This is a genomic window from Paraburkholderia tagetis, from assembly GCF_022213065.1.
GTDB classification, from domain to species: Bacteria; Pseudomonadota; Gammaproteobacteria; order Burkholderiales; family Burkholderiaceae; genus Paraburkholderia; species Paraburkholderia tagetis.
Genome location: NZ_JAKLJA010000011.1, coordinates 115754 through 138272, shown reverse-complemented (window position 1 = coordinate 138272; position 22519 = coordinate 115754). Strand labels below are relative to the sequence as shown.

The 22519-nt window shown below is 62.2% G+C and carries 16 protein-coding genes, 1 tRNA gene and 1 pseudogene; 8 read left to right on the top strand and 10 right to left on the bottom strand.

From position 1 onward, the window contains the following. Positions 1–21 precede the first annotated feature (21 nt). The 6 genes from L5014_RS15880 to L5014_RS15855 all read left to right on the top strand — a co-directional run bounded on the left by L5014_RS15880 (position 22) and on the right by L5014_RS15855 (position 8288). Positions 22–1428 carry a M20 family metallopeptidase gene (locus L5014_RS15880; RefSeq protein WP_238464681.1) on the top strand — a complete coding sequence of 469 codons (1407 nt, stop codon included), beginning with the start codon at positions 22–24 and terminating at the stop codon, positions 1426–1428. A gap of 40 nt (positions 1429–1468) precedes the next feature. Next, positions 1469–2767, top strand: a complete 1299-nt coding sequence (locus L5014_RS15875; RefSeq protein WP_238464680.1) for an MFS transporter — start codon at positions 1469–1471, stop codon at positions 2765–2767. A 29-nt stretch (positions 2768–2796) separates the two neighbouring features. Then, positions 2797–3981, top strand: a complete 1185-nt coding sequence (locus L5014_RS15870) for an aminotransferase class V-fold PLP-dependent enzyme (RefSeq protein ID WP_238464679.1) — start codon at positions 2797–2799, stop codon at positions 3979–3981. A gap of 135 nt (positions 3982–4116) precedes the next feature. Then, positions 4117–5232 (top strand): cupin domain-containing protein, encoded by a 1116-nt coding sequence (locus L5014_RS15865; RefSeq protein WP_238464678.1) that lies wholly within the window; start codon positions 4117–4119, stop codon positions 5230–5232. Between the two features lie 208 nt (positions 5233–5440). Beyond that, positions 5441–6625, top strand: a complete 1185-nt coding sequence (locus L5014_RS15860; RefSeq protein WP_238464677.1) for a porin — start codon at positions 5441–5443, stop codon at positions 6623–6625. A gap of 493 nt (positions 6626–7118) precedes the next feature. Beyond that, complete coding sequence (locus L5014_RS15855) at positions 7119–8288, top strand: DUF4268 domain-containing protein (RefSeq protein WP_238464676.1); 1170 nt, start codon at positions 7119–7121, stop codon at positions 8286–8288. Between the two features lie 502 nt (positions 8289–8790). Here L5014_RS15855 and L5014_RS15845 read toward each other — a convergent pair. The 5 genes and pseudogenes from L5014_RS15845 to L5014_RS15825 all read right to left on the bottom strand — a co-directional run. Continuing rightward, a pseudogene (locus L5014_RS15845) lies at positions 8791–10558 on the bottom strand (chemotaxis protein CheB); the annotation flags it as partial. 4 nt (positions 10559–10562) lie between these two features. Beyond that, positions 10563–11834 (bottom strand): MFS transporter, encoded by a 1272-nt coding sequence (locus L5014_RS15840; RefSeq protein ID WP_238464674.1) that lies wholly within the window; start codon positions 11832–11834, stop codon positions 10563–10565. 292 nt (positions 11835–12126) lie between these two features. Then, the gene (locus L5014_RS15835) at positions 12127–12894 is read right to left on the bottom strand and encodes an acetoacetate decarboxylase family protein (protein WP_238464673.1); all 768 of its coding nucleotides are present in this window, start codon (positions 12892–12894) and stop codon (positions 12127–12129) included. Beyond that, positions 12891–14141 carry an alpha-hydroxy acid oxidase gene (locus L5014_RS15830; RefSeq protein WP_238464672.1) on the bottom strand — a complete coding sequence of 417 codons (1251 nt, stop codon included), beginning with the start codon at positions 14139–14141 and terminating at the stop codon, positions 12891–12893. The genes L5014_RS15835 and L5014_RS15830 overlap by 4 nt, the downstream gene beginning before the upstream one ends. A 1-nt stretch (position 14142) precedes the next feature. Continuing rightward, positions 14143–15003 carry a fumarylacetoacetate hydrolase family protein gene (locus L5014_RS15825; RefSeq protein ID WP_238464671.1) on the bottom strand — a complete coding sequence of 287 codons (861 nt, stop codon included), beginning with the start codon at positions 15001–15003 and terminating at the stop codon, positions 14143–14145. Positions 15004–15248: 245 nt separating this feature from the next. Here L5014_RS15825 and L5014_RS15820 point away from each other — a divergent pair, with 245 nt between their 5' ends. Together L5014_RS15820 and L5014_RS15815 are read left to right on the top strand one after the other, a co-directional pair. Then, positions 15249–16220 carry a GntR family transcriptional regulator gene (locus L5014_RS15820; protein ID WP_238464670.1) on the top strand — a complete coding sequence of 324 codons (972 nt, stop codon included), beginning with the start codon at positions 15249–15251 and terminating at the stop codon, positions 16218–16220. A gap of 66 nt (positions 16221–16286) precedes the next feature. Continuing rightward, positions 16287–16601, top strand: a complete 315-nt coding sequence (locus L5014_RS15815; protein WP_274389387.1) for a transposase — start codon at positions 16287–16289, stop codon at positions 16599–16601. 90 nt (positions 16602–16691) lie between these two features. On the opposite strand, the gene L5014_RS15810 is transcribed toward L5014_RS15815, so the two are convergent. The 5 genes from L5014_RS15810 to rpsU form a co-directional block, all read right to left on the bottom strand. Next, a tRNA-Ile gene (locus L5014_RS15810) sits at positions 16692–16779 on the bottom strand. 172 nt (positions 16780–16951) lie between these two features. Continuing rightward, positions 16952–19207 (bottom strand): RNA polymerase sigma factor RpoD, encoded by a 2256-nt coding sequence (gene rpoD, locus L5014_RS15805; RefSeq protein ID WP_420800076.1) that lies wholly within the window; start codon positions 19205–19207, stop codon positions 16952–16954. A gap of 300 nt (positions 19208–19507) precedes the next feature. Next, a complete protein-coding gene (dnaG, locus tag L5014_RS15800) occupies positions 19508–21403 on the bottom strand; it encodes a DNA primase (RefSeq protein ID WP_238464669.1) in 1896 nt (631 codons plus the stop codon). A gap of 112 nt (positions 21404–21515) precedes the next feature. Continuing rightward, positions 21516–21962 (bottom strand): GatB/YqeY domain-containing protein, encoded by a 447-nt coding sequence (locus tag L5014_RS15795; protein WP_238464668.1) that lies wholly within the window; start codon positions 21960–21962, stop codon positions 21516–21518. A gap of 298 nt (positions 21963–22260) precedes the next feature. Beyond that, positions 22261–22473: a 30S ribosomal protein S21 gene (rpsU, locus tag L5014_RS15790; protein WP_013434742.1), complete on the bottom strand. Its 213-nt coding sequence runs from the start codon at positions 22471–22473 to the stop codon at positions 22261–22263. Positions 22474–22519 lie beyond the last annotated feature (46 nt).

Here is a 22519-nt window from a genome sequence, read left to right as displayed (position 1 = left end):
AACCCAGCTCGCATCGCCCCTATGTCCCGTGAAACCGCACTGAACCTCGCCTTCCACGCCTTTGACTCCGGCGCCCTGCGCACCGATCTCGCCCGCCGCGTGGCGCTCGCCACCGAAAGCCAGCGGCCCGAATCGGCACCCGTCCTGCATGCCTACCTGAGCGACGAGGTTGCGAACGCCCTCGCCGCCCTCGGGTTTGCCTGCGAGATCGTCGAGAATCCCGTTGAAGGGATGCCGCCTTTTCTCCTCGCCGAACGCATCGAAGCGCCCGAGTTGCCGACGGTGCTGCTTTACGGCCACGGCGACGTGGTCGGCGGCGACGCCGAACGCTGGAGCGAAGGCCGCTCGCCGTGGCAGTTGCGCGTGGAAGGTGATCGCTGGTACGGGCGCGGCATGGCCGACAACAAGGGCCAGCACACGGTCAACCTCGCCGCACTTGCGGCCGTATTCGGGGCGCGCGGCCGGCTCGGCTTCAATGCCAAGGTGCTGTTCGAAATGGGCGAGGAAGTCGGCTCGCCGGGCCTCGCTGCACTCTGCGAAAGCCTGCGCGAACGTCTCGCTGCGGATCTGCTGATTGCCTCAGACGGCCCCCGGCAGCGCGCCGACGCACCCACGCTGTTTCTCGGCTCGCGCGGCGCGCTGCACTTCCGGCTGCGCGCGCGCAGCTCCGCCGGCGCGCGCCATTCGGGCAACTGGGGCGGCGTGCTCGCCAATCCCGCGACCGTGCTTGCCAACGCGCTCGCTTCGCTAGTCGATGGCCACGGCCGCATCCGCATCAATGGGCTGCTGCCCCCGCCCATCGCGCCGCAGGTGCGCACGCGCATCGCGGACCTCGAAATCGGTGTCGACGAAGGCGATCCGGACCTCTCGCCGGGCTGGGGCGAGCCGGGTCTCACGCCGGCCGAGCGCGTCTACGCCTGGAACACGCTCGAAGTGCTGGCGATGGAGGCCGGCGACGTGCGCCAGCCGGTGAGCGCCATTCCCGAACTCGCGCAAGCCGTCTGCCAGTTGCGCTTCGTGGTGGGCACCGACTGGCGCAACGCACGCGAGCTGATCCGCGCGCATCTCGCACGCGAGGGTTTCGCCGATATCGACGTGGAAATCGAGGCCTCGGGCGCCGCCACGCGCCTCGATCCGGACCACCCCTGGGTGGCCTGGGCAGAGCGCTCGATTGCAACGTCCACGGGCAAGCCGACGACCATCCTGCCGAACCTGGGCGGCACCATTCCCAACGAATGCTTTGCGCACACGCTAGGACTGCCGACGATCTGGGTGCCGCACTCCTACCCGGGATGCCGGCAGCACGCGCCGAACGAGCACGGCCTTGCGCCGGTGCTGCGCGAGGGGCTCGGGCTGATGGCGGGCCTCTTCTGGGATCTCGGCAGTGGCGACACACCTCAAGCGAAGCACGTGGCGCACGCGCGCTGAAACCGTATCCCTTGCTTACCTTCTGGACACAAGACACGTCATGGATTCAACCGTCATCGGAGACAGCAGCGTGCGGCCGGACCGCAAACCGCTCAGGCGCCTGATCGTGGCCACAAGCATCGGCAACGCGCTCGAATGGTTCGACTTCGCGGCATACGGCTTCTTTGCCGTCACGCTCTCGAAGCTCTTCTTTCCCGCGCACGACCAGACCGTATCGCTGCTCATGACGTTCGGCACGTTCGGGCTTTCGTACGTGTTCCGACCGCTCGGCGCGCTCGTGCTGGGACGCTATGCCGACCGGCGCGGACGCAAGGCCGCCCTGCTCGCCGCGCTTGCGCTTACGACGCTCGGCACCCTGGTCTGCGCGACCATTCCGACCTACGCGAGTATCGGCCTCGCCGCGCCACTCGGGCTGATGATGGCGCGCATCGTCATCGCTTTCTCCACGGGCGGCGAGTTCGGCAGCGGCACCGCGCTGATGGTCGAGCAGAAGTCGACGCGCAAGGCGTTTCTCGCGAGCTGGCAGTTCTCGAGCCAGGGCATGAGCACCGTGCTTGCCTCGTGTGCCGGGCTCGTGCTCAGCACACAGCTCTCGCAGGCGCAGATCGAGTCGTGGGGCTGGCGCGCGCCCTTCGTGTTCGGCCTGCTGGTCGCGCCGGTCGGGCTCTACATCCGCCGCCATATCGACGACACACTGCCCGCGCAACGCGAGGCCGCGCCCACGAGCCGCCCAGCGCCGGTCCGTGAACTGCTCACTCGCTGCAAGGGGCGCGTGCTGCTGGCTGCGGGCATCATGGCCGTCTCGACCGCGGCGAGCTATCTGATGATCCTCTACATGCCGACCTATGCGATCCGCCAGTTGCATTTGCCCGCATCGACCGGCTTTGCCGCCACCGTGGTGACCGGCGCGATCCTGATGCTGTGCACGCCCCTGATGGGCCACTTGGCCGACCGCTACGGGCGCAGCCGCATGATGACCGTCTCGGCCATCGCCACGCTCCTCACTATCTATCCGTGCTTTGCGTGGCTGTTCGCGAGCCGATCGTTCGGTATTCTGATGACGATCATGACGCTTGCCGGGGTGCTCAAGGCCATCTACTTCGGCCCGCTTGCCGCCGTACTCTCGTCGCTGTTTCCCACCGACGTGCGCAGCACCGGCCTCGGCTTCAGCTACAACATCGGTGTGATGGTGTTCGGCGGCTTCACGCCCTGGCTCGTCACCGCGATGATCGGCTGGACCCACGACCCGCTTTCGCCGGCCTTCTACCTGATGGCTTGCGCGGTGCTGAGCCTCGTCTGCATCGCGATCTATCACCGCTGCATCGTCAAGCATCTCTAACCGATTTACGCATTCAGGTTTCCGACGACATGAACGACTTCTCTACCGACACGCTTGCCGCCCCGCTGGTTGCCCCACTGGCTGCCGCGCACGACGACGATCGCAGCGGCTGGCTCATGTATCACTCCGTGGGGGTCTACCCCGGCCATCAGCAGGCGATGACCGAAGCACTCGCGACCTTCACGGACTACTGGTGCGCAGCTAACGAGCGCCGCTGGGACCTGGCTCTGGCCGCGCGCGCGTGCCTGCTGGCAGACTGGGCCGAATTGGTCGGTGCGCGTGCGCAGGACGTATTCGGCGCGCAGAACGTGACCGAGGCATTCGCACGCTTTCTGGACGGGCTCGGCGACGCGATACTGCGCGGCAAGACCGTGCTGGTCGCCGCCGACTGCTTCCCGAGCCTGCATTTCCTGTTGCGCGGCGAGGCGCAGCGCCGCGGCTTTGCGGTGCGCACCGTGCCCGTGCGCGAAGGCGAGTCCTGCGTGCTCGACGAGGACTTCATCGGTGCATGGCGCGACGACGTCGCGCTCGCGCTCGTCACGTGGGTCTCGTCGCTCACCTCGAAGCGCGTCGATCTTCGCGCCATTCGCGCACACGCGCTGCGCACCGGCAGTCTCGTCGCGCTCGACGTCACCCAGGGCATCGGCATCCTACCGTTCGACGTGCGCGAGACGCCATTCGATTTCGTCTGCGGCTCGACGCTGAAATGGCTGTGCGGTGCACCGGGCACTGGCCTTGGCTATGTCGCGCCCCATCTCATGGCACAGGGCATGGAACCGTCCGTGCGCGGCTGGTTTAGCCAGGACGATCCGTTCAACTGGGATCTCGAACGCTTCGCCTACGCACCCGACGCGCGCCGCTTCGACACCGGCACGCCTTCCGTGCTGCCCTTCATCGCCTCGCAGCCCGGCATGCGGTGGGTGCGCGCGCAACCTGTCGACAGCCTGCGCGCGCACAACCTCGCGCTCTGCCACGTGCTCATCGACCTGCTCGACGAAAAGGGCTACACCGTGCTTTCGCCGCGCGCCGACGACGAACGCGGCGCGAGCATCATGGCGCGCGCACCCGAACATCTCGACCCGGCGCAGATCGTGCACGAACTCAGTAAGGCACGCCTGTTCGTAGATGCGCGCGGCCGCACGATCAGATTCTCGCCCGGCATCTGCACGAGCGCAGCGGGAATTGAGCGGCTCGCGCCATGTTTGCCGCGCTAAAGCACGGCGGCTGCGACCGTTCGCGTTCGCCGCGGCGCGCGGGGATCGCGTGCGTGCTGACGGGTCCGCCGGTTTGAACAACTCCTGATGCCTGAACCAGCGATACCCCTGCATAACGACCAAGCGATCCTCACCATGAACGCCAACTCCGATTCCACTGATGTCCGCGCGCCTGGCGTGCGCGGCTTTCATGTACCGATGCATTGCACCGACCTCACCGCGACGATGACATTCTTCATCGAACGACTCGGCTTTCGCATCGACGCCATCTTTCCCGCCGATCAACCGCGCACCGCGATGCTTTCACGCGACGGCTTCGCGATTCGCCTCGGCACCCAGGTACGCGACGGCGTCACCGAACTCGACGTGCTCTGCGACGATCCCGACTCCGTCGCCAGCGGCGCGCGCGAACTGATCGCGCCAAACGGCGTGCGCCTGCGCCTCGTGCACGCCAATCCGCCGCTCAGGACACCCCCCACGCGTCAGGCGCTGGTGCTCTCGAGCGCGCGTAAGAACGCAAACTGGAGCGTCGGCCGCGCAGGGATGCGTTACCGCGATCTGTTGCCCGAGCGGCACGGCGGCGCGTTCATCGCCTCGCACATCCGCATCCTCGAAGGCGGACCCGTGCCCGATTACGTGCACTATCACAAGACGCGCTTCCAGATGATCTTTTGCCGAAAAGGCTGGGTGCGTCTCGTCTACGAAGGCCAGGGCGAACCGTTCGTCCTCGAGGCCGGCGACTGCGTGCTCCAGCCGCCCGAGATCCGTCATCGGGTACTGGAGAGCTCCGCAGGAGCGGAGGTCGTGGAGATTGGCAGCCCCGCCGATCACATCACCATGGCCGACCACGCAATGGCACTGCCGACGCAGCGCTATGCGCCGGAGCACGAATTCAATGGACAGCGCTTCGTGCGCCATGTGAAAGCTCGCGCTGCGTGGACGCCCTGGACGTCGCCGGGTTTTGTGGCGGCAGATACCGGCATCGGCGCGGCGACAAACGGCGTGGCGGGCGTGCGCGTCGTGCGTCCCAGCGGCGGGCCGTGCGCGGCGGTGCGCCGGCACGATACCGAGTTCTGCTTTTTCTTCGTGCTCGCCGGCACGGTCGACGTCGTGCAAGGCGAGCAGCAATGGCGCCTTGGCGCCGACGACAGCGTGGCGATTCCGGGCCAGTTGCCCTACTCGCTCGCCAACGGCAGCGCCGACCTCGAACTGCTCGAAGTGACTTTGCCGGCGGTATTCGACCTCGCATGACGTCGGGTGCAGCGCGGTCTCCAAGGTCGCGCTGCGCCATCACAGGGCCGCCACGTGAGGCTTGCGTGTAACGCAAACCACGCTTGATAGATTGCGAATACAGGAAACGGGCGGTGGCGTTACTGTTTTACCAGTGCGCATCGGATCGATTGGCAGCCTGACCGCGTGCTGACTTCTCGTGAACCTCAAACATTCATTTTATTTCGCCATGCTTACCATTAAAAAATCGCTTCCCTGCACTTTTTTGCTCGCAGCAGCATCGGGGCTGGCCCATGCAGACACGAGCGCGGTCACGCTGTATGGCCTGATCGACTACGGCGTCAATTATCAGAGCAACAGCGGAGGTGGGCGCGTCATAGGCGGCGCAAGCGGCATCATGCAAGGCTCGCGCTGGGGCTTCAAGGGTGTCGAAGACCTGGGCGGAGGACTCAGTGCGATCTTCCAGCTAGAAAACGGCTTCGACCTCGGCAAGGGTTCCGCGCTTCAAGGCGGTCTGCTGTTCGGACGCCAGGCATTTGTGGGACTTTCCAGCAAGCAATATGGGGCCGTCACGTTCGGGCGCCAGTACGATTCGCTCGTGACGTTCGTTGAAGGCCGCATGAATTCCGCCAATTACGGCGGCGGCACGACGGCGCACCCCGGCGACCTCGACAACCTGAACAACAGCAAGCGCGTCAACAACTCGATCAAGTACATGAGCCCGAGCCTGGGCGGCTTCACCTTCGGCGGCGTGTACGGCTTCGGCGGCCAGGCTGGTGATTATTCACGCAACCAGATCTGGTCGGTGGGCGCGGGCTACGATTACGGCAACCTTTCCGCTGGCGTGGCCTACATGAATGCCCGCAATCCGAACCAGTCCTTCTTCACGAGTTCGCCCACAAACATCAACGGCACGAACGTCAACAACATGACGGCCAGTCCTGTCTATAGCGGGTACGCTTCGGCACACACTTATCAGGCTGTCGCATTCGCCGCGCGCTACACGCTGCAGAGCACGACGTTCGGGATCGTCTACAGCAACGTGCAGTTCAGGAATCTCGGCGATACGTCCTCCGGCGCGAATCCGCTGCGTCTCTCCGGTACCGCGAAGTTCGATACGGCCGAATTCAATATGACGCACTACTGGACGCCGTTCCTGCTCTCACAGTTCGTCTACAGCTATACGCACGGGTCGGGCGCGGGATCCATCGACAGTTCCAGCTATAACAACATCTCGCTCTCACTCGACTACTACCTCTCCAAGCGCACGGATGTCTATATCATCGGCAGTACGGAGTTCGCGAGCGGTACCGACTCCACGGGCCGCAAGGCGCGTGCGACGCTCAATGCACTTACGGCATCGTCGAACGACCGGCAGACGTTCGTGCAGGTGGGCGTGCGGCACAAGTTTTGAGTATGGTGCATGGGAATGCAGGAGGCGTGCCAGTAACACGAGCGGCGCCAAGGCTCCTGCTGATCCCAGGCCCGGCCCGGCTTTCACGCTGGTCGAGCACCTGGCCACTTCCCGGAAGCCGGACCGTCGTGGGGAGCGCAACTTAATCCGAGGTTTTTTCCCGTACTGCGCCGTGCAGATGCAGCTTCATGAAATCGGCAGCGGCTTCGCGCTGACCGGATAGAAGCAGGTCGCCGACAGGCAGTTGAATTGGGATGAATGTGTGCAAAAATACGGAGAAGTAGTCGCACACAAGCAAAGAGAACCGTATGACGCCGCGCTTGAGGCGGCGGCGGGTTGCAACCGCCGAGGTGTTTTCGTTCGAGAATTCTCATCCGCTGCCAAATTTGCGAGGACCTACCCGTTCGCCGCCAAGTCTGCTCCCGAACGAGAGGTTCAGTGAGTTGACGCACTGCGGCTACTGCTCCTTGCACCTCTGACCACCCGTTCGCACATGTTCAAGATAGACCACGAATCAAACCGGATAATCGAAATCAAACAGGTAAGCTTCTCTGAGTTGGGATTTACAGAGCGGCACCATCTACAGGAATGGCTGGCAAACAAGCCTGACGCCCTTGACGAGGACCTGTTGATCATCCAGAAAGAGTTTGACGGATTCGACGATACACGAGAGCGGCTCGACCTGCTCGCTATCGATAAAGCCGGCAATCTCGTCGTAATCGAGAACAAGCTGGACGACTCCGGCAAAGATGTGGTGTGGCAGGCACTCAAATATGCATCCTATTGCTCAACGCTTTCCAAATCGCAAATCGCAGATATTTTTCAGCGCTATCTCGACAAGCACGCCAGCGGGCAAGATGCCAAAGCGTTGATCTGCGATTTTCTCGGCGAAGAAGATTTCGCCGAAGTTGTCCTGAACCCCGGGAATGATCAACGTCTCATCCTCGTCGCCGCGCAGTTCCGCAAGGAAGTGACGTCGACCGTGTTATGGCTGCTCAAGCACCGCGTTTTCGTCAAATGTTTTCGGGCGACGCCGTTCAAGGACGGAGAGAACCTCTTTCTGACCGTAGAACAGGTGATTCCACTGCCTGAGGCCGAAGAACTAATGATCGGCATCTCCGAAAAAGAGAACGAGGAGCAATCGGCCGAGCGTGGCCAAGCAACGCGCCATCAGCTCCGGGCCGAGTTTTGGCATGCCACGCTCGAAGCGCTTAAGGGCGCAGACGTCGGCCTCTACCAGAACATAAGTCCGAGCAAGGACCATTGGCTTAATTCTGGCTATGGCGTCAGCGGCATCCACTATTCGATGATTTTCAATCGCGATGAAGCGCGTGTCGATTTCGCGTTGGAAACGCGATCAAAGGAGGTCAACAAAGCGCTTTTCGACCATTTGTTCGCACGCCGGGAACATATCGAAGCCTTGTATGGCTGCCAACTTGACTGGAGAAGAATGGACGACAAAAAGGTCTCCATGATCGAATGCGCGGCGTCATTCGACGGCCACAACAAGGAGTGTTGGCCGGAAATGATCGAATGGCTGGTCATGCACGTAAAAAAAATGGAGCACGCGTTCGAAGGCGAAAGATCGGATTTGCGCGCCTTGGTGAGAACACTGCTATCGAAGGACCGATCCAGTGATATCGAGCCGGGAGCCGGAAACTGAATCAGAAGTTCGCGTTGCGCTCTACAAGCTGAGCCGACTGGTCTTCGATGACCTTCGATCCCAGTTCGAAACCTGCGAATAGCGCGTACAGCGGCTGCCATGGGCCGCGCGGGCGATCGGCTCCTGCTTGGACTCAAAGGAACAATGAGTGAAGCCGAACTGCATGTTCTCAAAGCACGACTACGCGGCGGAATCCTGAACAAGGTCAACCGCGGCGAGTATCGCTGTCTGCTACCAACTGGCTTTGTATATGACGAACTCGGCAACCGGTCCCGCACGCACAATGAGAAGTTCGTCACTCTCCAGCACCTTACCGCGTCGACGGCCCTTCGGACGCTGAACAATCCGCGCTATGCAGGTGCTTACGCCTATGGCCGACGACAGTATCGGAGAATTGCCGACGGGCGGAAGGTGCCTCGACGACGTGATCGCGACAACTGGCTTGCCTGTATTCACCGGTACGAGGCTTGTTTGACGCCTGCCAACACGCGCAGAGGCACAGTCAGATTCCGGTGGCCGATGCACATGCACCGCTCGCATCGCGCAGGCCGTCTACGACCTGACGGCGGGCCGTGATGTCGATGAACGAGAGCACCGCGCCATCAATGTGGTCTTCCGTCGTGCGGTGCGGCACGAGGCGCACTAGATACCAGCGCCCGTCGTTGCTCTTCAACTCGCGCTCGATGAGGCGCGGAGAATCCAATGCCTCGGCCGAGCCGTCGGCGAGCTTGTCGTATTCAAGCCGGTGCGAGATGTCGAGCAGCGAGCGTCCAATGTCGGATTCGATGATGCTGAAGACGTCGGTCGCCCGAGGCGTATAGCGCTTGATGCAAACGTTACGGTCGACGAAGATCGTGCCGATATCGTTCGCCGCAATCAGGTTCTGCAACTCGTCGTTGTCTCGGGCCGCTGCTCCGGCCCGAGACCTGAGCTCCTCGTTGGCCGAGCGCAATTCATCGTTAATCGCCTGAAGCTCCTCGTTGAAAGCCTTCAATTCTTCGGTCGAAGTCCTCGACTGCTCAATGGTCGACTCCAGCAGTTTTCTAGTGCGTTGCAGCTCGTTTTCGAGCTGGTTGACGATGGGGTCGTTCCAAGCGTCGCGGGTCGCCGCCTCCACGCCGTCCATGCTGGTTTCCACTTCGTCGAACAGCACGAGCACGAAATCAGCATTGGCTTCGTGATCATGCACAGAACGCGTAGTCATGTTCACGATATACGAGCGCCCATCGCGCTCGATCCGCACGCGCCGCGCCTCGACGCTGCGGTTCGTGTGCAAGGCCTGGTAGCCCTGCAACAGCATCGCCAGCGAATAGGCCTCTTCGCCGGTCGCGCAGCCGACCGACCACACGCGGATGCGGTCCTCCTCACGGCGCCCCTCGAAAATCGACGGCAGCACATCGCGCTCCAGCATCTCGAGCGCTTCCTTGTCGCGGAAGAAGTTCGTCACGCTGATCAGCATGTCCTGCAGCAGCGCCTGGGTTTCGTCCGGATGCAGATGGAGGTAGTCGCGGTACGACTGGAGATCGGTGATGCTGTTGACCTGCAGGCGGCGCTCGATTCGGCGCATGATGGTCGCGCGCTTGTAATGGCGGAAATCGTGTGCCGTGCGTGTGCGCAGGATGACCATGATCTCGCGCAGCGCACGGTCGGCGGCCACGCTGGCCAGATTCTCCTCGCGCTCGCTTTGCTCCCGATTCTGCAGGTGAATCTCCTTCTCAGTCAGCCACAGATCGAGCAGCCGCTGCGGCATCTTCGCGGCGGTGAGCACGAAGTCGTGCCATGCCAGTGGCAATCGCGCTGCGCGGCATGCTGTCGTATTCCGCTTCGGCGGGATCCTGCGCGAACGTGATGCCGCCCATTTCCTTGACGCGCGAAATGCCCGCAGAGCCGTCCGAGCCTGCGCCGGACAGCACGATGCCGATCGCTCTTTCGCGGTGCGCCTCGGCCAGCGTGCGGAAGAACACGTCGATGGCGGCCCGGCGCCCTTCTTCAGGCTGGCTCGGCTCGACGCGCAGATAGCCGCCGACCATTGTCAGGTCGAGCGACGGAGCAATGAGGTAGACGTGAGCGGGCTCGACGGCCGTGGGCTGGGTCACCTGGAGCACGGGCATCTCGGTCTGCTTCTGCAACAGATCGGTCAGATTGCTGACAGGGTAAGACGCCAGATGGCCCACCACCACCACGAACGCCATCGAGATCTGGGCGGGCAGCGCCTCGAAAAACTCCAGAAGCGCATTCAACCCGCCGGCTGACGCACCGATCCCGACGACCATTTTATGCAACTGTAGGTTGGTTCAGTGCGCGACGTCTTGGAGAACGTACGAAAATCGTGACAAGCATTGCACCCGACACGGCGATTGCTCCGGTCACCAGGAATGCACTCTCGAAGTTGCCGGACCACTGTACGAGGAAGCCCGTCACCGTGGGGGCAACAATGCCGGCCAAGTTGGCCACCAGGTGGACGAATCCGCCAACCGCTCCAACGCGATTCTTCTCAACCGTGTCCAGCACGAGGGCGAAGTAGGTGTTGTAGGACGCGTACATGAAGAATACGCCGATGGCCATTAGCGAAACTGCGCTCGTCATGTCCTTCACGGTCCCAGTGATGCCAACACAGATTGCACCTGCGCTCAGGCAGGTGATCAGCACCACCTTGCGCGAAAAGATGGCCCGGCCCGTCTTGCGGAAGATAAAGTCCGACAAGAACCCACCGGCAATCAGGCCCGTGGCACCAACTGCCCAGGGAATCACGCTGACCACAGCCATTTTTTGAATGCTGAGGTGATGCGCCATCGTGAGATAGCTCGGAAACCACGACAGGAAGAAATACAGGATGTACGAGTAACCGAAGAATGCAAAAGCCGTCGCGAGAATGGAGGGGCGAACAAGAAGTTCGTACAGCGGAGTTACTGGCTGACTGACCGAAACGGCAGCCGATTCGTCACTATCGGCAAGGTCTGCAGGTGCGTCAGGCGGCACCGCGGGCTTGTCTTTGGCAAGTGCAACCCACATGACGACCCACAGAACACCAACTATGGCAATAAGGACAAAGGACAATCGCCAACCCATACTCACGGCCACGAAGCCGACGGCGGGTCCGGCAAGTGCCGCACCAAGCGAAGTGCCCGAGTTCGCAATGCCTATGGCGCTGGCCTGCTCTGAATGCGGGAACCAGTTGGACACCATCTTGTTGATGTTTGAACAAAGGGGTCCTTCTCCCATGCCAAAGATGATACGCACGACAAGAAGGCTCACTATTCCGACGGTCAATGCAGTCATTCCGCAGAACAGCGACCACACCAACATGGACACGGCGAGAACGCGCTTTGGCCCGAAGCGGTCGGAGCAGTAGCCGCCCACGAAGCAGAACAACGCGTAGCCAACGAAGAAGCTGCTGAACACAATCCCAAGTTGGGCAGGGTCAAGCTTCAGCTCCTTCGAAATGAGCGGCGCCGTGATTGAAAGTGCGGCCCGGTCCAGGTAGCTGATGACCCCTCCTAGAAATAGCAGGCTAATCAGCATCCAGCGCGAACGTGTCGTGCTCATTTGTCTTCCTCCATTTTGAGAATCTGGTGTCTCATCTCATAACCGTGGATTGTCGCCATCGGCTAACTTTCGTTCGTCAGGCCAGGGAATGCGAGCCCTTATTTAATTAGGACAACTGCTTCATTGCGACAGCCTGCTTTCATGCGAACGCAACGAGTTTGCGTACGAAGCCGTCGTCCGTCGTGCCGACGGCGAGCGCATCCGCGAGCACAACCGCCCAGCCGCTGGCGCCGGAGAGCGTGCGACTCAAGTGGCGGTCGTGCTTATCGCTGCCTCGTCCAGTTCAGGCTGTTCAGGGATAGAGCCTCTTCAACAGTCGGCGATCCTCGACAGCAAAGCCGCCGCCGTACACGTCCGACGTCATGAAGTGCGCGCTCAGCACTTCAGGCTCCAGGTCCGCGATCGGATCGAACGTGCTCGGGTGCAGCTTCCAGTCGATCCGGCCGCGCACCGGCTCGGTGTAGCGCAGCGGCGTGCGACGATAGACGACGTCGGCATAGGCAATGCCCAGCTTCGACGGGTCGGGCAGCCGGCGCACGTGAATCTCGCCCGCCGGCTGCTCGGCTTCGTCCGTGAGCAGAACAAGCGGCGCGTCCGGATCAGGCGTGAAGCTAAAGTCCGCGAGCGGCACCTTGCGGCGGCGGACCCAGCCGCTCACCTTGCCGTCCGCCGTTTCGTCGAACGCGTAGTCGGTGTCCTTCTTCGTGTAGCCGAACAGCTCGCGGCCCGCCGCAATCCCCATCGGGTCGCTGCAATACATGAAGATGTGCGTCTGGGTGAACAGGTCTTCGTAACGCACGGGCACCGTTACCATCAGGTCGAACATCGCCCCCGAGTGCACCGCGAGCGTATGCCCCGGCGACAGCATGAAACGGAACGCGACGCGGTCGTTGACCAGTTCGAAAGGCGTGTCCTTCAGCAACTCGCGGACCTTCGCCTGATCCACGCGCGTGACGACTTCGAGCGTGCGCAGCGGGCACTCCCACTCGACCGGATACGCGGGCGAATAAGGCGGATTGACGCCGCTGTTTTCGTGCATCTTGTAGTTACCGAACATCATATGTCTCCTTGGCGAATGAGCTGTTCAAACCAGGCAATAACAGATAGACCACTTTCTCCGGCAAGCCGGCATGCGTTCTCCGGCCGTGCGGACGCGGCGACGGGTGCGGTTGTCACGATGGCGTCGCGGCCGACGTCGGCGACGTCGGTGATGCCGCACAACGCCATCGTTGATTCGAGTTCCTTATGAATGAGTTCGAGCGTGCGGGTAACGCCCGCCTCGCCGAGCGCGCCGAGGCCGTACAGGAACGCACGGCCGATCATCACGCCGTGCGCGCCCCACGCGAGCGCACGCAGCACGTCCTGGCCGCTGCGGATGCCGCCGTCCATCAGCACTTCCGTCTGCTGACCGACGGCTGCGGCAATGGCGGGCAACGCACTGATCGACGACGGGGCGCCGTCAAGTTGCCTCCCGCCGTGATTCGACACAATGATCGCATCGGCGCCTGCTGCAACCGCACGGCGCGCGTCGTCCGCGTCGAGTATGCCCTTGACGATGAGCCGTCCCCCCCAGTGCCGCTTGATCCAGCCAATGTCGTCCCACGTCACCGTGCGGTCGAACTGGCGGCTCACCCACTCGGCGAACGCGAACGTGTCTGTTACACCCTTGGCATGCCCAACGATGTTGCCGAAGGTGCGCCGCCGCGTGCCGAGCATCCGCGCGCACCACGCAGGACGTGCCATCATCGTCGACAGGGTGCGCAGATTCAGCTTCGGCGGCACCGAGAGGCCGTTGCGCACGTCCTTGTGACGCTGGCCTTGGAGAGGCAGATCGAGCGTCAGCACGAGCGCGGAGCAGCCCGCGTTACGCGCGCGCTCGATCAGCCGGACGATGAAATCGCGGTCCTTCATCATGTACAGCTGGAACCAGAACGGCTCTGCGACATGCTCGGCGACGTCCTCGATCGAGCAGATGCTGACCGTCGATAGCGTGAAGGGCACGCCGAATCTGGCAGCCGCGCGGGCCGCGAGGATCTCGCCGTCGGCGTGAATCATGCCGGCGAGGCCGGTCGGCGCGAGCGCCACGGGCAGGCTGCACGGACGGCCGAGCAGCGTGGCAGCGGTGCGGATCATATCGACGTTGCAACCGACACGCTGGCGGAACTTTAGCTGGCCGAGATCGACCTCGTTCGCGCGATAGGTGGATTCCGTCCACGAACCGCTGTCCACGTAGTCGTAGAAGATCTTCGGCACGCGCCGGCGCGCGAGCCGCTGCAGATCGTCGACACATGTGACGGTATCGGCCATGTCACGCCTGCAATGAAGCGTCGAACGCAACGAAGGACGAGTGTTGCTCGCCGAGGCCGACGATACCGGCGCATACCGTTTGTCCGGCTTGCAGATAAACAGGCGGTTTCAGGCCCATGCCGACACCGGCTGGCGTGCCCGTTGCGATCACGTCGCCGGGCTGCAGGCTCATGAAGCCGCTGATGTAAGAGACCAGTTCCGCGACGCCAAAGATCATGTCACGCGTATTGCCGTCCTGACGCCGCACGCCGTCCACGTCGAGCCACAGCGACAACGCCTGCGGATCCGGCACCTCATCCGCGGTGACAAGCCACGGTCCCAGCGGACCGAACGTGTCCGCTGCCTTGCCCTTGTCCCACTGCCCACCGCGCTCGAGTTGATACGCGCGCTCCGACACGTCGTTCACGACGCAGTAGCCGGCAACGTGTGACAGCGCGTTTTCTTCCGACAAATAGCGTGCGGCCTTGCCGATCACAATCCCGAGCTCGACTTCCCAGTCCACCTTCTGCGCGCCGCGCGGGATCTGGACGGGATCGAATGGACCATTGATCGCGCTTGTCGCCTTCAGGAAGAGGATCGGCTCTTTCGGCAGCGCCATCCCGGCTTCCGCCGCATGGTCCGTGTAATTCAGGCCGACACAGACCAGCTTTCCTACCGCGCCGACGCATGGCCCAAGCCTCTCGCCAGGAGCCACGAGCGGCAGCGCACGCAAATCGAGCGCCGCGACGCGCCCGAGCGAACCATCCGTCAACGCCTTGCCGTACCAGTCGTCGACGACGCCGACGAGGCTGCGTACCTGCCCTTCGCTATCCAGCACGCCCGGCTTTTCAGCGCCCGGCTGTCCCCACCGTACCAGCTTCATAAGAATCCCTGCCTCCCATTTTCGCCCTATAATGTACTTCGTGTGCAATGTACGTTTTAAGACTATCGGCGCAAAACCGCGGTGTCAAGGAGTGTTTTCACCCGCGGTTCGCGGGGCGCCGGAAATGCGGCCCCAAATCGGCTAACATTTCGCAACCGTCCGCTGAAGCGCGTGCGGCAGAATCAAAGCGTTGCGAAAGCTGCGGCATCTGTCCCGCGTAGAGGCGCCGCCGCCAGGTGAAGACCATGTCAGAAATCGTCGAAAAGCATTCCGTTCAGGAGCGCGCCTATGCGCTACTCAAAGCCATGATCGAGGACGGTCGCCTCGCGCCCGGGCAAAAGCTGCTGGAAGCACAGGTCGCGAAGTCGTTTGGCATCAGCCGTTCTCCGGCGCGCTACGCCTTGCAGACGCTCTGCAACGAGCGGCTCGTCAAGGAAGCAAGCGGACGCGGTTATGAAGTGGCGGGCAAGGTGAAGCCAGGCGTCGCGGGCGAGCGCGCGGTGCTCGACGAAGTCAAGATCGCCTCCGTGCAGCAGTGGGAGCGCATTTATGTCGAACTCGAGCGCGAACTGTGCGCGCGGGTGATGTTCGTCTCGGTGCGAATCATCGAGGAGAGACTGGCCGAACACTTCGGTGTGAGCCGCACGGTGGCGCGCGATGTGCTTGCGCGCATGCATAGCGTCGGGCTCGTGACGAAGGATTCGATGGGCCGCTGGATCGCGACGCGCGTCACGCCAGACAAGACCCATAATTTGTATGAACTGCGCTGGCTGCTTGAGCCGGAGGCGCTTCAACAGGCTGCAGCGCACGTGAGCCGAGACTACGTCGAGCAATTGCGCGCAACGGTGGTCGAGGCGCTAGACGGCTTTCCGCGCGAAGGGTTCGACACCGACGTCGTCGAGCATGATCTGCACATCCACTTGCTGTCGCATTGTCCCAATGCCGAGATCCTGCAGGTGCTGGCGCGTACGCGCATGCTGTTCGTGCCGACCCGCTACCTGTTCGATCCTGTGCTGCGCATTCCGCTTACGTCGATCGAGAATGCGTTGAAGGAACACCGGACCATTTACGACCTGTTGCTCGCGAAGAAGCCGGCGAAGGCGGCCGCTGCCCTGCACGACCATCTGAAGCAGGCGGACGCGCGCTGGCTGCAACGCTTCGAAGGCGCCGCGAACACGACGCTCGCGGCATTGCCGCCGTATTTGACTGGCTTGTGATGGGTGACGCGCGCGACCATTACTCAGCAGATCGATTTAGCTTTCCGCAGGTGAAGGAAAACTGCCCTGATTTCCGTCGACTCTTTCGCATCGCAGTCGCTTAAGCACCCTGCCAATGTCTGCGACAGAGGCTACGACCACGACAAATATCGACGTCCACTGCATGACGCTGGCATTGCAACCGAAATCGCTCGACGTGGTCAGCTTCATGGTAGTGGGCTAGGCAAAACACGCTGGGTTGCTGAGCGGACCATCTCGTGGCTTCACACCTTCCGCCGACTGCGCATCCGCTTCGAACAGCTTGCTTCCATCCACGAGGTTTTCCTCAGAATCGCCTGCTGCATCATATGCTGGCGACACCTGCAAAAGTCATTCTGTTAACAACGTCCAGGAAGACCGGCGCCCCTATCCAATCTGGACTGAGGGGTGAGAAAAACGGAACGTCCAGGAACACCCTGGAACGCTATGGAATGGTGGGCCGGGTCGGGTTCGAACCGACGACGGGATTTCTCCGGCGGATTATGAGTCCGCTGCCTGCAACCAACACGGCGTCCGGCCCACGAAGCTACTACGAGGGGAAGTCAACAAAAAAGCCCGGTCTACACGGAGGCCGGGCTTTTCGACGGCAGGCCGACATACTACACGAACCGCTCCAACCTGCCTATCCGACGCACGCGATTGAGCAGAAAATAAGCGCAATACATGTGTTTCGGTCGTATCTCAAACGAACATCAGTTCCCTTCGAGGAATGATTTGAGCTTGTCCGAGCGGCTCGGGTGACGCAGCTTGCGCAGTGCCTTTGCTTCGATCTGGCGAATCCGCTCGCGCGTGACATCGAACTGCTTGCCGACCTCTTCGAGCGTGTGGTCCGTGCTCATCTCGATACCGAAGCGCATGCGCAGCACCTTTGCCTCGCGCGGCGTAAGCGAGTCGAGCACGTCCTTCACCACATCGCGCATCGATGCGTGCAGCGCGGCGTCGGCGGGCGCCACCGTGTTGTTGTCCTCGATGAAGTCGCCCAGATGCGAATCGTCGTCGTCGCCGATCGGCGTTTCCATGGAGATCGGCTCCTTCGCGATCTTCATGATCTTGCGGATCTTGTCCTCCGGCATTTCCATCTTCTCGGCGAGCGTTGCCGGATCCGGCTCGAGGCCGGTTTCCTGCAGGATCTGCCGCGAGATGCGGTTCATCTTGTTGATCGTCTCGATCATGTGAACCGGAATGCGGATCGTGCGCGCCTGGTCCGCAATCGAGCGCGTGATGGCCTGACGGATCCACCACGTCGCGTAGGTCGAGAACTTGTAACCACGACGATACTCGAACTTGTCCACCGCCTTCATCAGGCCGATGTTGCCTTCCTGGATGAGGTCGAGGAACTGCAAACCGCGATTCGTGTACTTCTTCGCAATCGAGATCACGAGACGCAGGTTCGCCTCGGTCATCTCGCGCTTGGCCTGGCGCGCCTTCAGTTCGCCGGCCGCCATCTGGCGGTTGGTTTCCTTGAGGTCCTTCAGCGGCAGCACCACGCGCGCCTGCAAGTCCAGCAGGCGCTGCTGCTGCTCGCGGATCGCCGGAATGTTGCGTGAGAGGATTGCGCTGTACGAGTGATTCTCGGCAACGATCTTGTCGGACCAGTCGAGGTCGGTTTCATTGCCCGGGAAGCGCGCGATGAACTCCGAGCGCGGCATGCCGCACTTGTCCACGACCGTGTGCAGGATCTGGCGTTCGACCTGGCGCACTTCATCTACTTGCGCGCGCAACGTGTCGCACAGACGCTCGACGGTACGCGCCGTGAAGCGGATCGACATCAGTTCGGTCTGGATCGTTTCCTGCGCCTTGAGGTAGGACTTCGACTTGTAGCCCTCCTTCTCGAACGCGCGACGCATCTTGTCGAACCATTCGCTGATGAGCGCGAATTTTTCGAGCGAAGTGCGCTTGAGGGCTTCGAGCTGCGCCGCGTTGGCCGTCGCCTGGGCCGTGCCGTCGTCCTCTTCTTGCTCCTCTTCTTCCTCTTCCTCTTCCTCTTCTTCTGCCTCGTTCTCGATCTCTTCGGCTTCCTTCGCATTGAAGCCGTCGGTGTCTTCGGCGTTCGGATCGATCAAGCCGTCGACGAGCTCGTCCACGCGACTCTCGTCGTTCGCGACGCGTTCGGCCATCGAGAGGATGTCGGCAATGGTGGTCGGGCAAGCGGAGATTGCCATGACCATGTGCATGAGGCCGTCTTCGATACGCTTGGCGATTTCGATTTCGCCTTCGCGCGTGAGCAGCTCGACCGTACCCATTTCGCGCATGTACATACGCACCGGGTCGGTCGTGCGGCCGAATTCGGAGTCGACGGTGGAGAGTGCGACTTCCGCTTCCTCTTCTACTTCGTCGTCCGAAGAAGCGTTGGGCGCGTTGTCGTTCAGGAGCAGCGTTTCGGCATCGGGCGCCTGTTCGTAGACGGCCACGCCCATGTCGTTGAACGTGCTGATGATGCCTTCGATCGCCTCGGTCTCGGTGAAGTTGTCCGGAAGGTGATCGTTGATTTCCGCGTACGTGAGGTAGCCACGCTCCTTGCCAAGCTTGATGAGCGCGCGCAGCTTGTTGCGGCGTTCTTCGAGTTCCTCGACGGTCCCGGGCTGCGATGACGCGAATGCGTCTTTCAGCAGCGCCTTTTCCTTCGCTCGCCGGTCGCGCGCACGGGTGGTTTTCTCACCCTTGCCCGCGGTGGGCGTGCTTTCTTCGCTCTGGTTTGCGTCGTCATCGACGGACACTTCATTCAGCTTTTTCGTCATGGAGTTCGCCGTACCGGCTGTAGTCTCGACTCGCGGCTGTTGGACATCAGCCTCTTGAACCGTGGATACTGGAGCCTCGCGCTCTGCCGCATCGTCCGCAACGGCAGGCACTTGCCTTGCACTACTCGGACCACCGGACCGCTTCGTTGCCGGGCGCCGCTCGCGCGGCCGAAGCAGCCATGGCTTTCTTCCGGACTGCGGGGACTTCATGACTGGCGGTCGCCGCCTTGCGGCGGGAACTGGCGGATGATGGTGCGTCCTGGGCCTTCGTGACCTTGCTGGTCGGCTCCGTCGAGCCTTTGCCTGTCGCCTTTTTTCCGCCTGTAGTCTTTGCCATTGCCATTCCGCCCTTGCTGGAAACTGGACACCTTTTGGTACCACCCGGCGAATGACCTCCGAGTGATCCTTGAGCTGTCCGCCCGGAAAAAACAAAAACAAACAACAAAAACAAACCGCTGAGAACCTTTTATTGTAGCACGCAGGGTAATAATCGCCTGCGCACGCTCCCCCCTACAGCCCGAGCTGGCGTTTCATGTCAGCTCGCGTCTGATTCAGTTTCACATATTCGGCAAGCTCCTCGGGCGTATGACGCGACTGCCGCGAAAGCACGTCCAGCCGCTCGCTGCAGGCGTCGAAGCGCATTTTCAGGATTGCCGCCGTCATTTCCTCGCCCACGAGCCGCTCCTGCTCGCGGCGCTCCTCCACGACGGCGCCGTCTTCTGGATTTTTCATCAGCAAATCCCGAACGTTTTCATCATAGTCCAGAATTTCGCGAAAAATCTCCTCGAAGGTGGGGGCGTTTGCACCGTTTCGCAACAGATCCGAGAGGAGCTGAAACTCGGCCGCGTCGCCCAGCGCGCGTGCGTGCGTGGTCACTTCCTCGAACAGTTCGCCGTGCCGCGTGAGCGTGATGAGCGCCTGTTCGGCCTCCTCGTCGAGCTGCGCCACGATGCGCGGATGCATCACCAGGTTTCGCAGCGCCTTGCGCTCGATCCCGGTCACGAGGTGCCGGTCCTTGCGCGCGGGCGCCTGGCGCGCCGCCTGGGCAATGCGGGCATCGACCTCGCAAAGCGCCGCGACTTCCTCGAACGGCACGTCGAGGCGGTCCGCGAACATGTGCATGATCTGCGCGCGCAGCGCGTTCGCCGGCAGCGCCTGCAACAGCGGCTTCGCATCGAACAGCGCGCGGGCACGCCCTTCGGGCTGATCGAGTTCCTTGCCCGCCAGGACTTCGTTCAGCATGAACTGCGAGAGCGGCATGGCCCGGTCGACCTGCTCCTTGAATGCCTCGGCGCCGAATTCGCGCACATAGCTGTCCGGATCGTGCTCCGAGGGCAGGAACAGAAAGCGGATCGTACGGTTATCCGCCGCATGCGGCAGGCACGCGTCTAGCGCACGCCGCGCCGCGCGGCGGCCCGCCGCATCGCCGTCGAAGCTGAAGATCACCGTATCGGTCTGACGCATCAGCTTCTGCACGTGAATGGGCGTGCACGCGGTGCCCAGTGTCGCCACCGCGTTCTGGAATCCGAGTTGCGCAAGCGCGACCACGTCCATATACCCTTCGACTACCAGCACGTAGTGCTGTTCGCGGATCGCCAGTCGCGCCTCGAACAGCCCGTACAGTTCGCTACCCTTGTTAAATAGTGGCGTTTCCGGGGAATTCAAATATTTGGGCTCGCCGCCGTCGAGCACCCGCCCGCCAAAGCCGATCACCTGCCCCTTCACGTTGCGGATGGGGAACATCACGCGGTCGCGGAAGCGGTCGTAGCGACGCGACTGGCCCTGCGCATCCTGCTTTTCGCTGACGATTACGAGGCCGGCTTCGACCAGCGCGTCGTCGCGATAATCGGTAAACGCGGATTCGAGGTTCTGCCATCCATCGGGTGCGTAACCCAGGCCGAAACGGGCTGCGACTTCGCCCGTGAGGCCGCGCTTTTTCAGATACTGGATGGCATTCGGCGCGCTGCGCAGTTGCTTGCGGTAGTAGTCACAAGACGTCTGCATGAGGTCCGAGAGCGCGTTGGTAACGGCCTTCGAAACACCTGGCGCGTAGCCGCCGGACTCGGCGCCACCGCCGCTGCCGCCACCATAGGCGCCGCCACGCATCGGCGACGGCTCCTGAGGCACGGTGAGGCCGACCGATTGCGCGAGCTCGTTGACGGCCTCGGGAAACGTGAGGCCCGCGTGCTCCATCAGAAAGCCGATGGCGGTGCCATGCGCGCCGCAACCGAAGCAGTGATAAAACTGCTTCGTTGGACTAACGGTAAACGAAGGGCTCTTTTCGTTGTGAAACGGGCAGAGGCCCATGAAATTCGCGCCGCCCTTCTTGAGCTGCACGTAACGCCCCACCACGTCAACAATATCGACGCGGTTGAGCAGATCCTGCAGGAACGAATGCGGAATCATCAGGGCACGGGAGCTCGGGTAACAGGGGTTGGGCACGCACGTTCGCACGGCCCTTGACAGGCCTCGCGACGGTGCACGGCGAGAAAAGCCGGCGCCGCGCGAGACGCGGCCCTCACTTCGCGAGCGCGGCCTTGACGAGCCCGGAGACCGCCGTCATGTCGGCGCGGCCTGCCAGCTTGGGCTTGAGCACGCCCATGACCTTGCCCATGTCCTGCGGGCCGCTCGCACCCACCTGGGCGACTGCTGCCTGCACTTCGGCGGCGATTTCGGCCTCCGAAAGCTGCTCGGGCATATAGGCGGACAGGACTTGCAACTCGGCGTTTTCCTTCTCGACGAGGTCCGTGCGGCCCGCCGCTTCGAACTGGCTGATCGAGTCCTTGCGCTGCTTGATCATCTTGTCGATGACCGCCGTGATGCCGGCGTCGTCGAGCGTCACGCGCTCGTCGACTTCACGTTGCTTGATGGCGGCGAGCAGCAGACGAATCGTGGCGAGGCGCTCGCTTTCGCGCGCGCGCATCGCGGCCTTCATGTCGTCGTTGATCTGGTCCTTGAGACTCATCACTCACCTGAAATGCGTTGGGGTTGCACAATCCCCGGGAGAATCCCGGGCAGCGCGGCCACCGCGCCAAACCACCAGCCAAACCCGCGCACCGAAACATCACAGGAATGCAAAAACCCGCCTGGAAGCGTTTCCAGGCGGGTCGGTGCGGATTCGACACGGCTGCGGCCACACCAGAAAAAAGCGCAGGCCTTGTTGCCGGCCCGGCCCGGGTTTCCCGGGACTGGCCAGCGGCAATGCCGGCTGCTTGCGTCGCCATGAATTTCCAAAACCAACGGAAGCCATGGCGGCGTCACAATCAGTACAGCTTCTTCGGCAGCATCTGGCTGCGCAGGCGCTTGAAGTGGCGCTTCACCGCCGCTGCCTTCTTGCGCTTACGTTCAGCCGTGGGTTTTTCGTAAAACTCTCGCGCACGAAGCTCGGTCAGGAGACCATTCTTCTCGATCGTGCGCTTGAAGCGGCGCATGGCAACTTCAAAGGGTTCGTTTTCTTTTACGCGGATGGTCGTCATTTTCCAATAACGGATCAGGAGGTAAAGAAAATCAAGTATAGCAGTT

Coding starts and splice junctions, on each gene's coding strand:
- L5014_RS15880 (WP_238464681.1), top strand. CDS start 22: ATGTCCCGTGAAACCGCACTGAACCTCGCCTTCCACGCCTTTGACTCC.
- L5014_RS15875 (WP_238464680.1), top strand. CDS start 1,469: ATGGATTCAACCGTCATCGGAGACAGCAGCGTGCGGCCGGACCGCAAA.
- L5014_RS15870 (WP_238464679.1), top strand. CDS start 2,797: ATGAACGACTTCTCTACCGACACGCTTGCCGCCCCGCTGGTTGCCCCA.
- L5014_RS15865 (WP_238464678.1), top strand. CDS start 4,117: ATGAACGCCAACTCCGATTCCACTGATGTCCGCGCGCCTGGCGTGCGC.
- L5014_RS15860 (WP_238464677.1), top strand. CDS start 5,441: ATGCTTACCATTAAAAAATCGCTTCCCTGCACTTTTTTGCTCGCAGCA.
- L5014_RS15855 (WP_238464676.1), top strand. CDS start 7,119: ATGTTCAAGATAGACCACGAATCAAACCGGATAATCGAAATCAAACAG.
- L5014_RS15840 (WP_238464674.1), bottom strand. CDS start 11,834: ATGAGCACGACACGTTCGCGCTGGATGCTGATTAGCCTGCTATTTCTA.
- L5014_RS15835 (WP_238464673.1), bottom strand. CDS start 12,894: ATGATGTTCGGTAACTACAAGATGCACGAAAACAGCGGCGTCAATCCG.
- L5014_RS15830 (WP_238464672.1), bottom strand. CDS start 14,141: ATGGCCGATACCGTCACATGTGTCGACGATCTGCAGCGGCTCGCGCGC.
- L5014_RS15825 (WP_238464671.1), bottom strand. CDS start 15,003: ATGAAGCTGGTACGGTGGGGACAGCCGGGCGCTGAAAAGCCGGGCGTG.
- L5014_RS15820 (WP_238464670.1), top strand. CDS start 15,249: ATGTCAGAAATCGTCGAAAAGCATTCCGTTCAGGAGCGCGCCTATGCG.
- rpoD (WP_420800076.1), bottom strand. CDS start 19,207: ATGAAGTCCCCGCAGTCCGGAAGAAAGCCATGGCTGCTTCGGCCGCGC.
- dnaG (WP_238464669.1), bottom strand. CDS start 21,403: ATGATTCCGCATTCGTTCCTGCAGGATCTGCTCAACCGCGTCGATATT.
- L5014_RS15795 (WP_238464668.1), bottom strand. CDS start 21,962: ATGAGTCTCAAGGACCAGATCAACGACGACATGAAGGCCGCGATGCGC.
- rpsU (WP_013434742.1), bottom strand. CDS start 22,473: ATGACGACCATCCGCGTAAAAGAAAACGAACCCTTTGAAGTTGCCATG.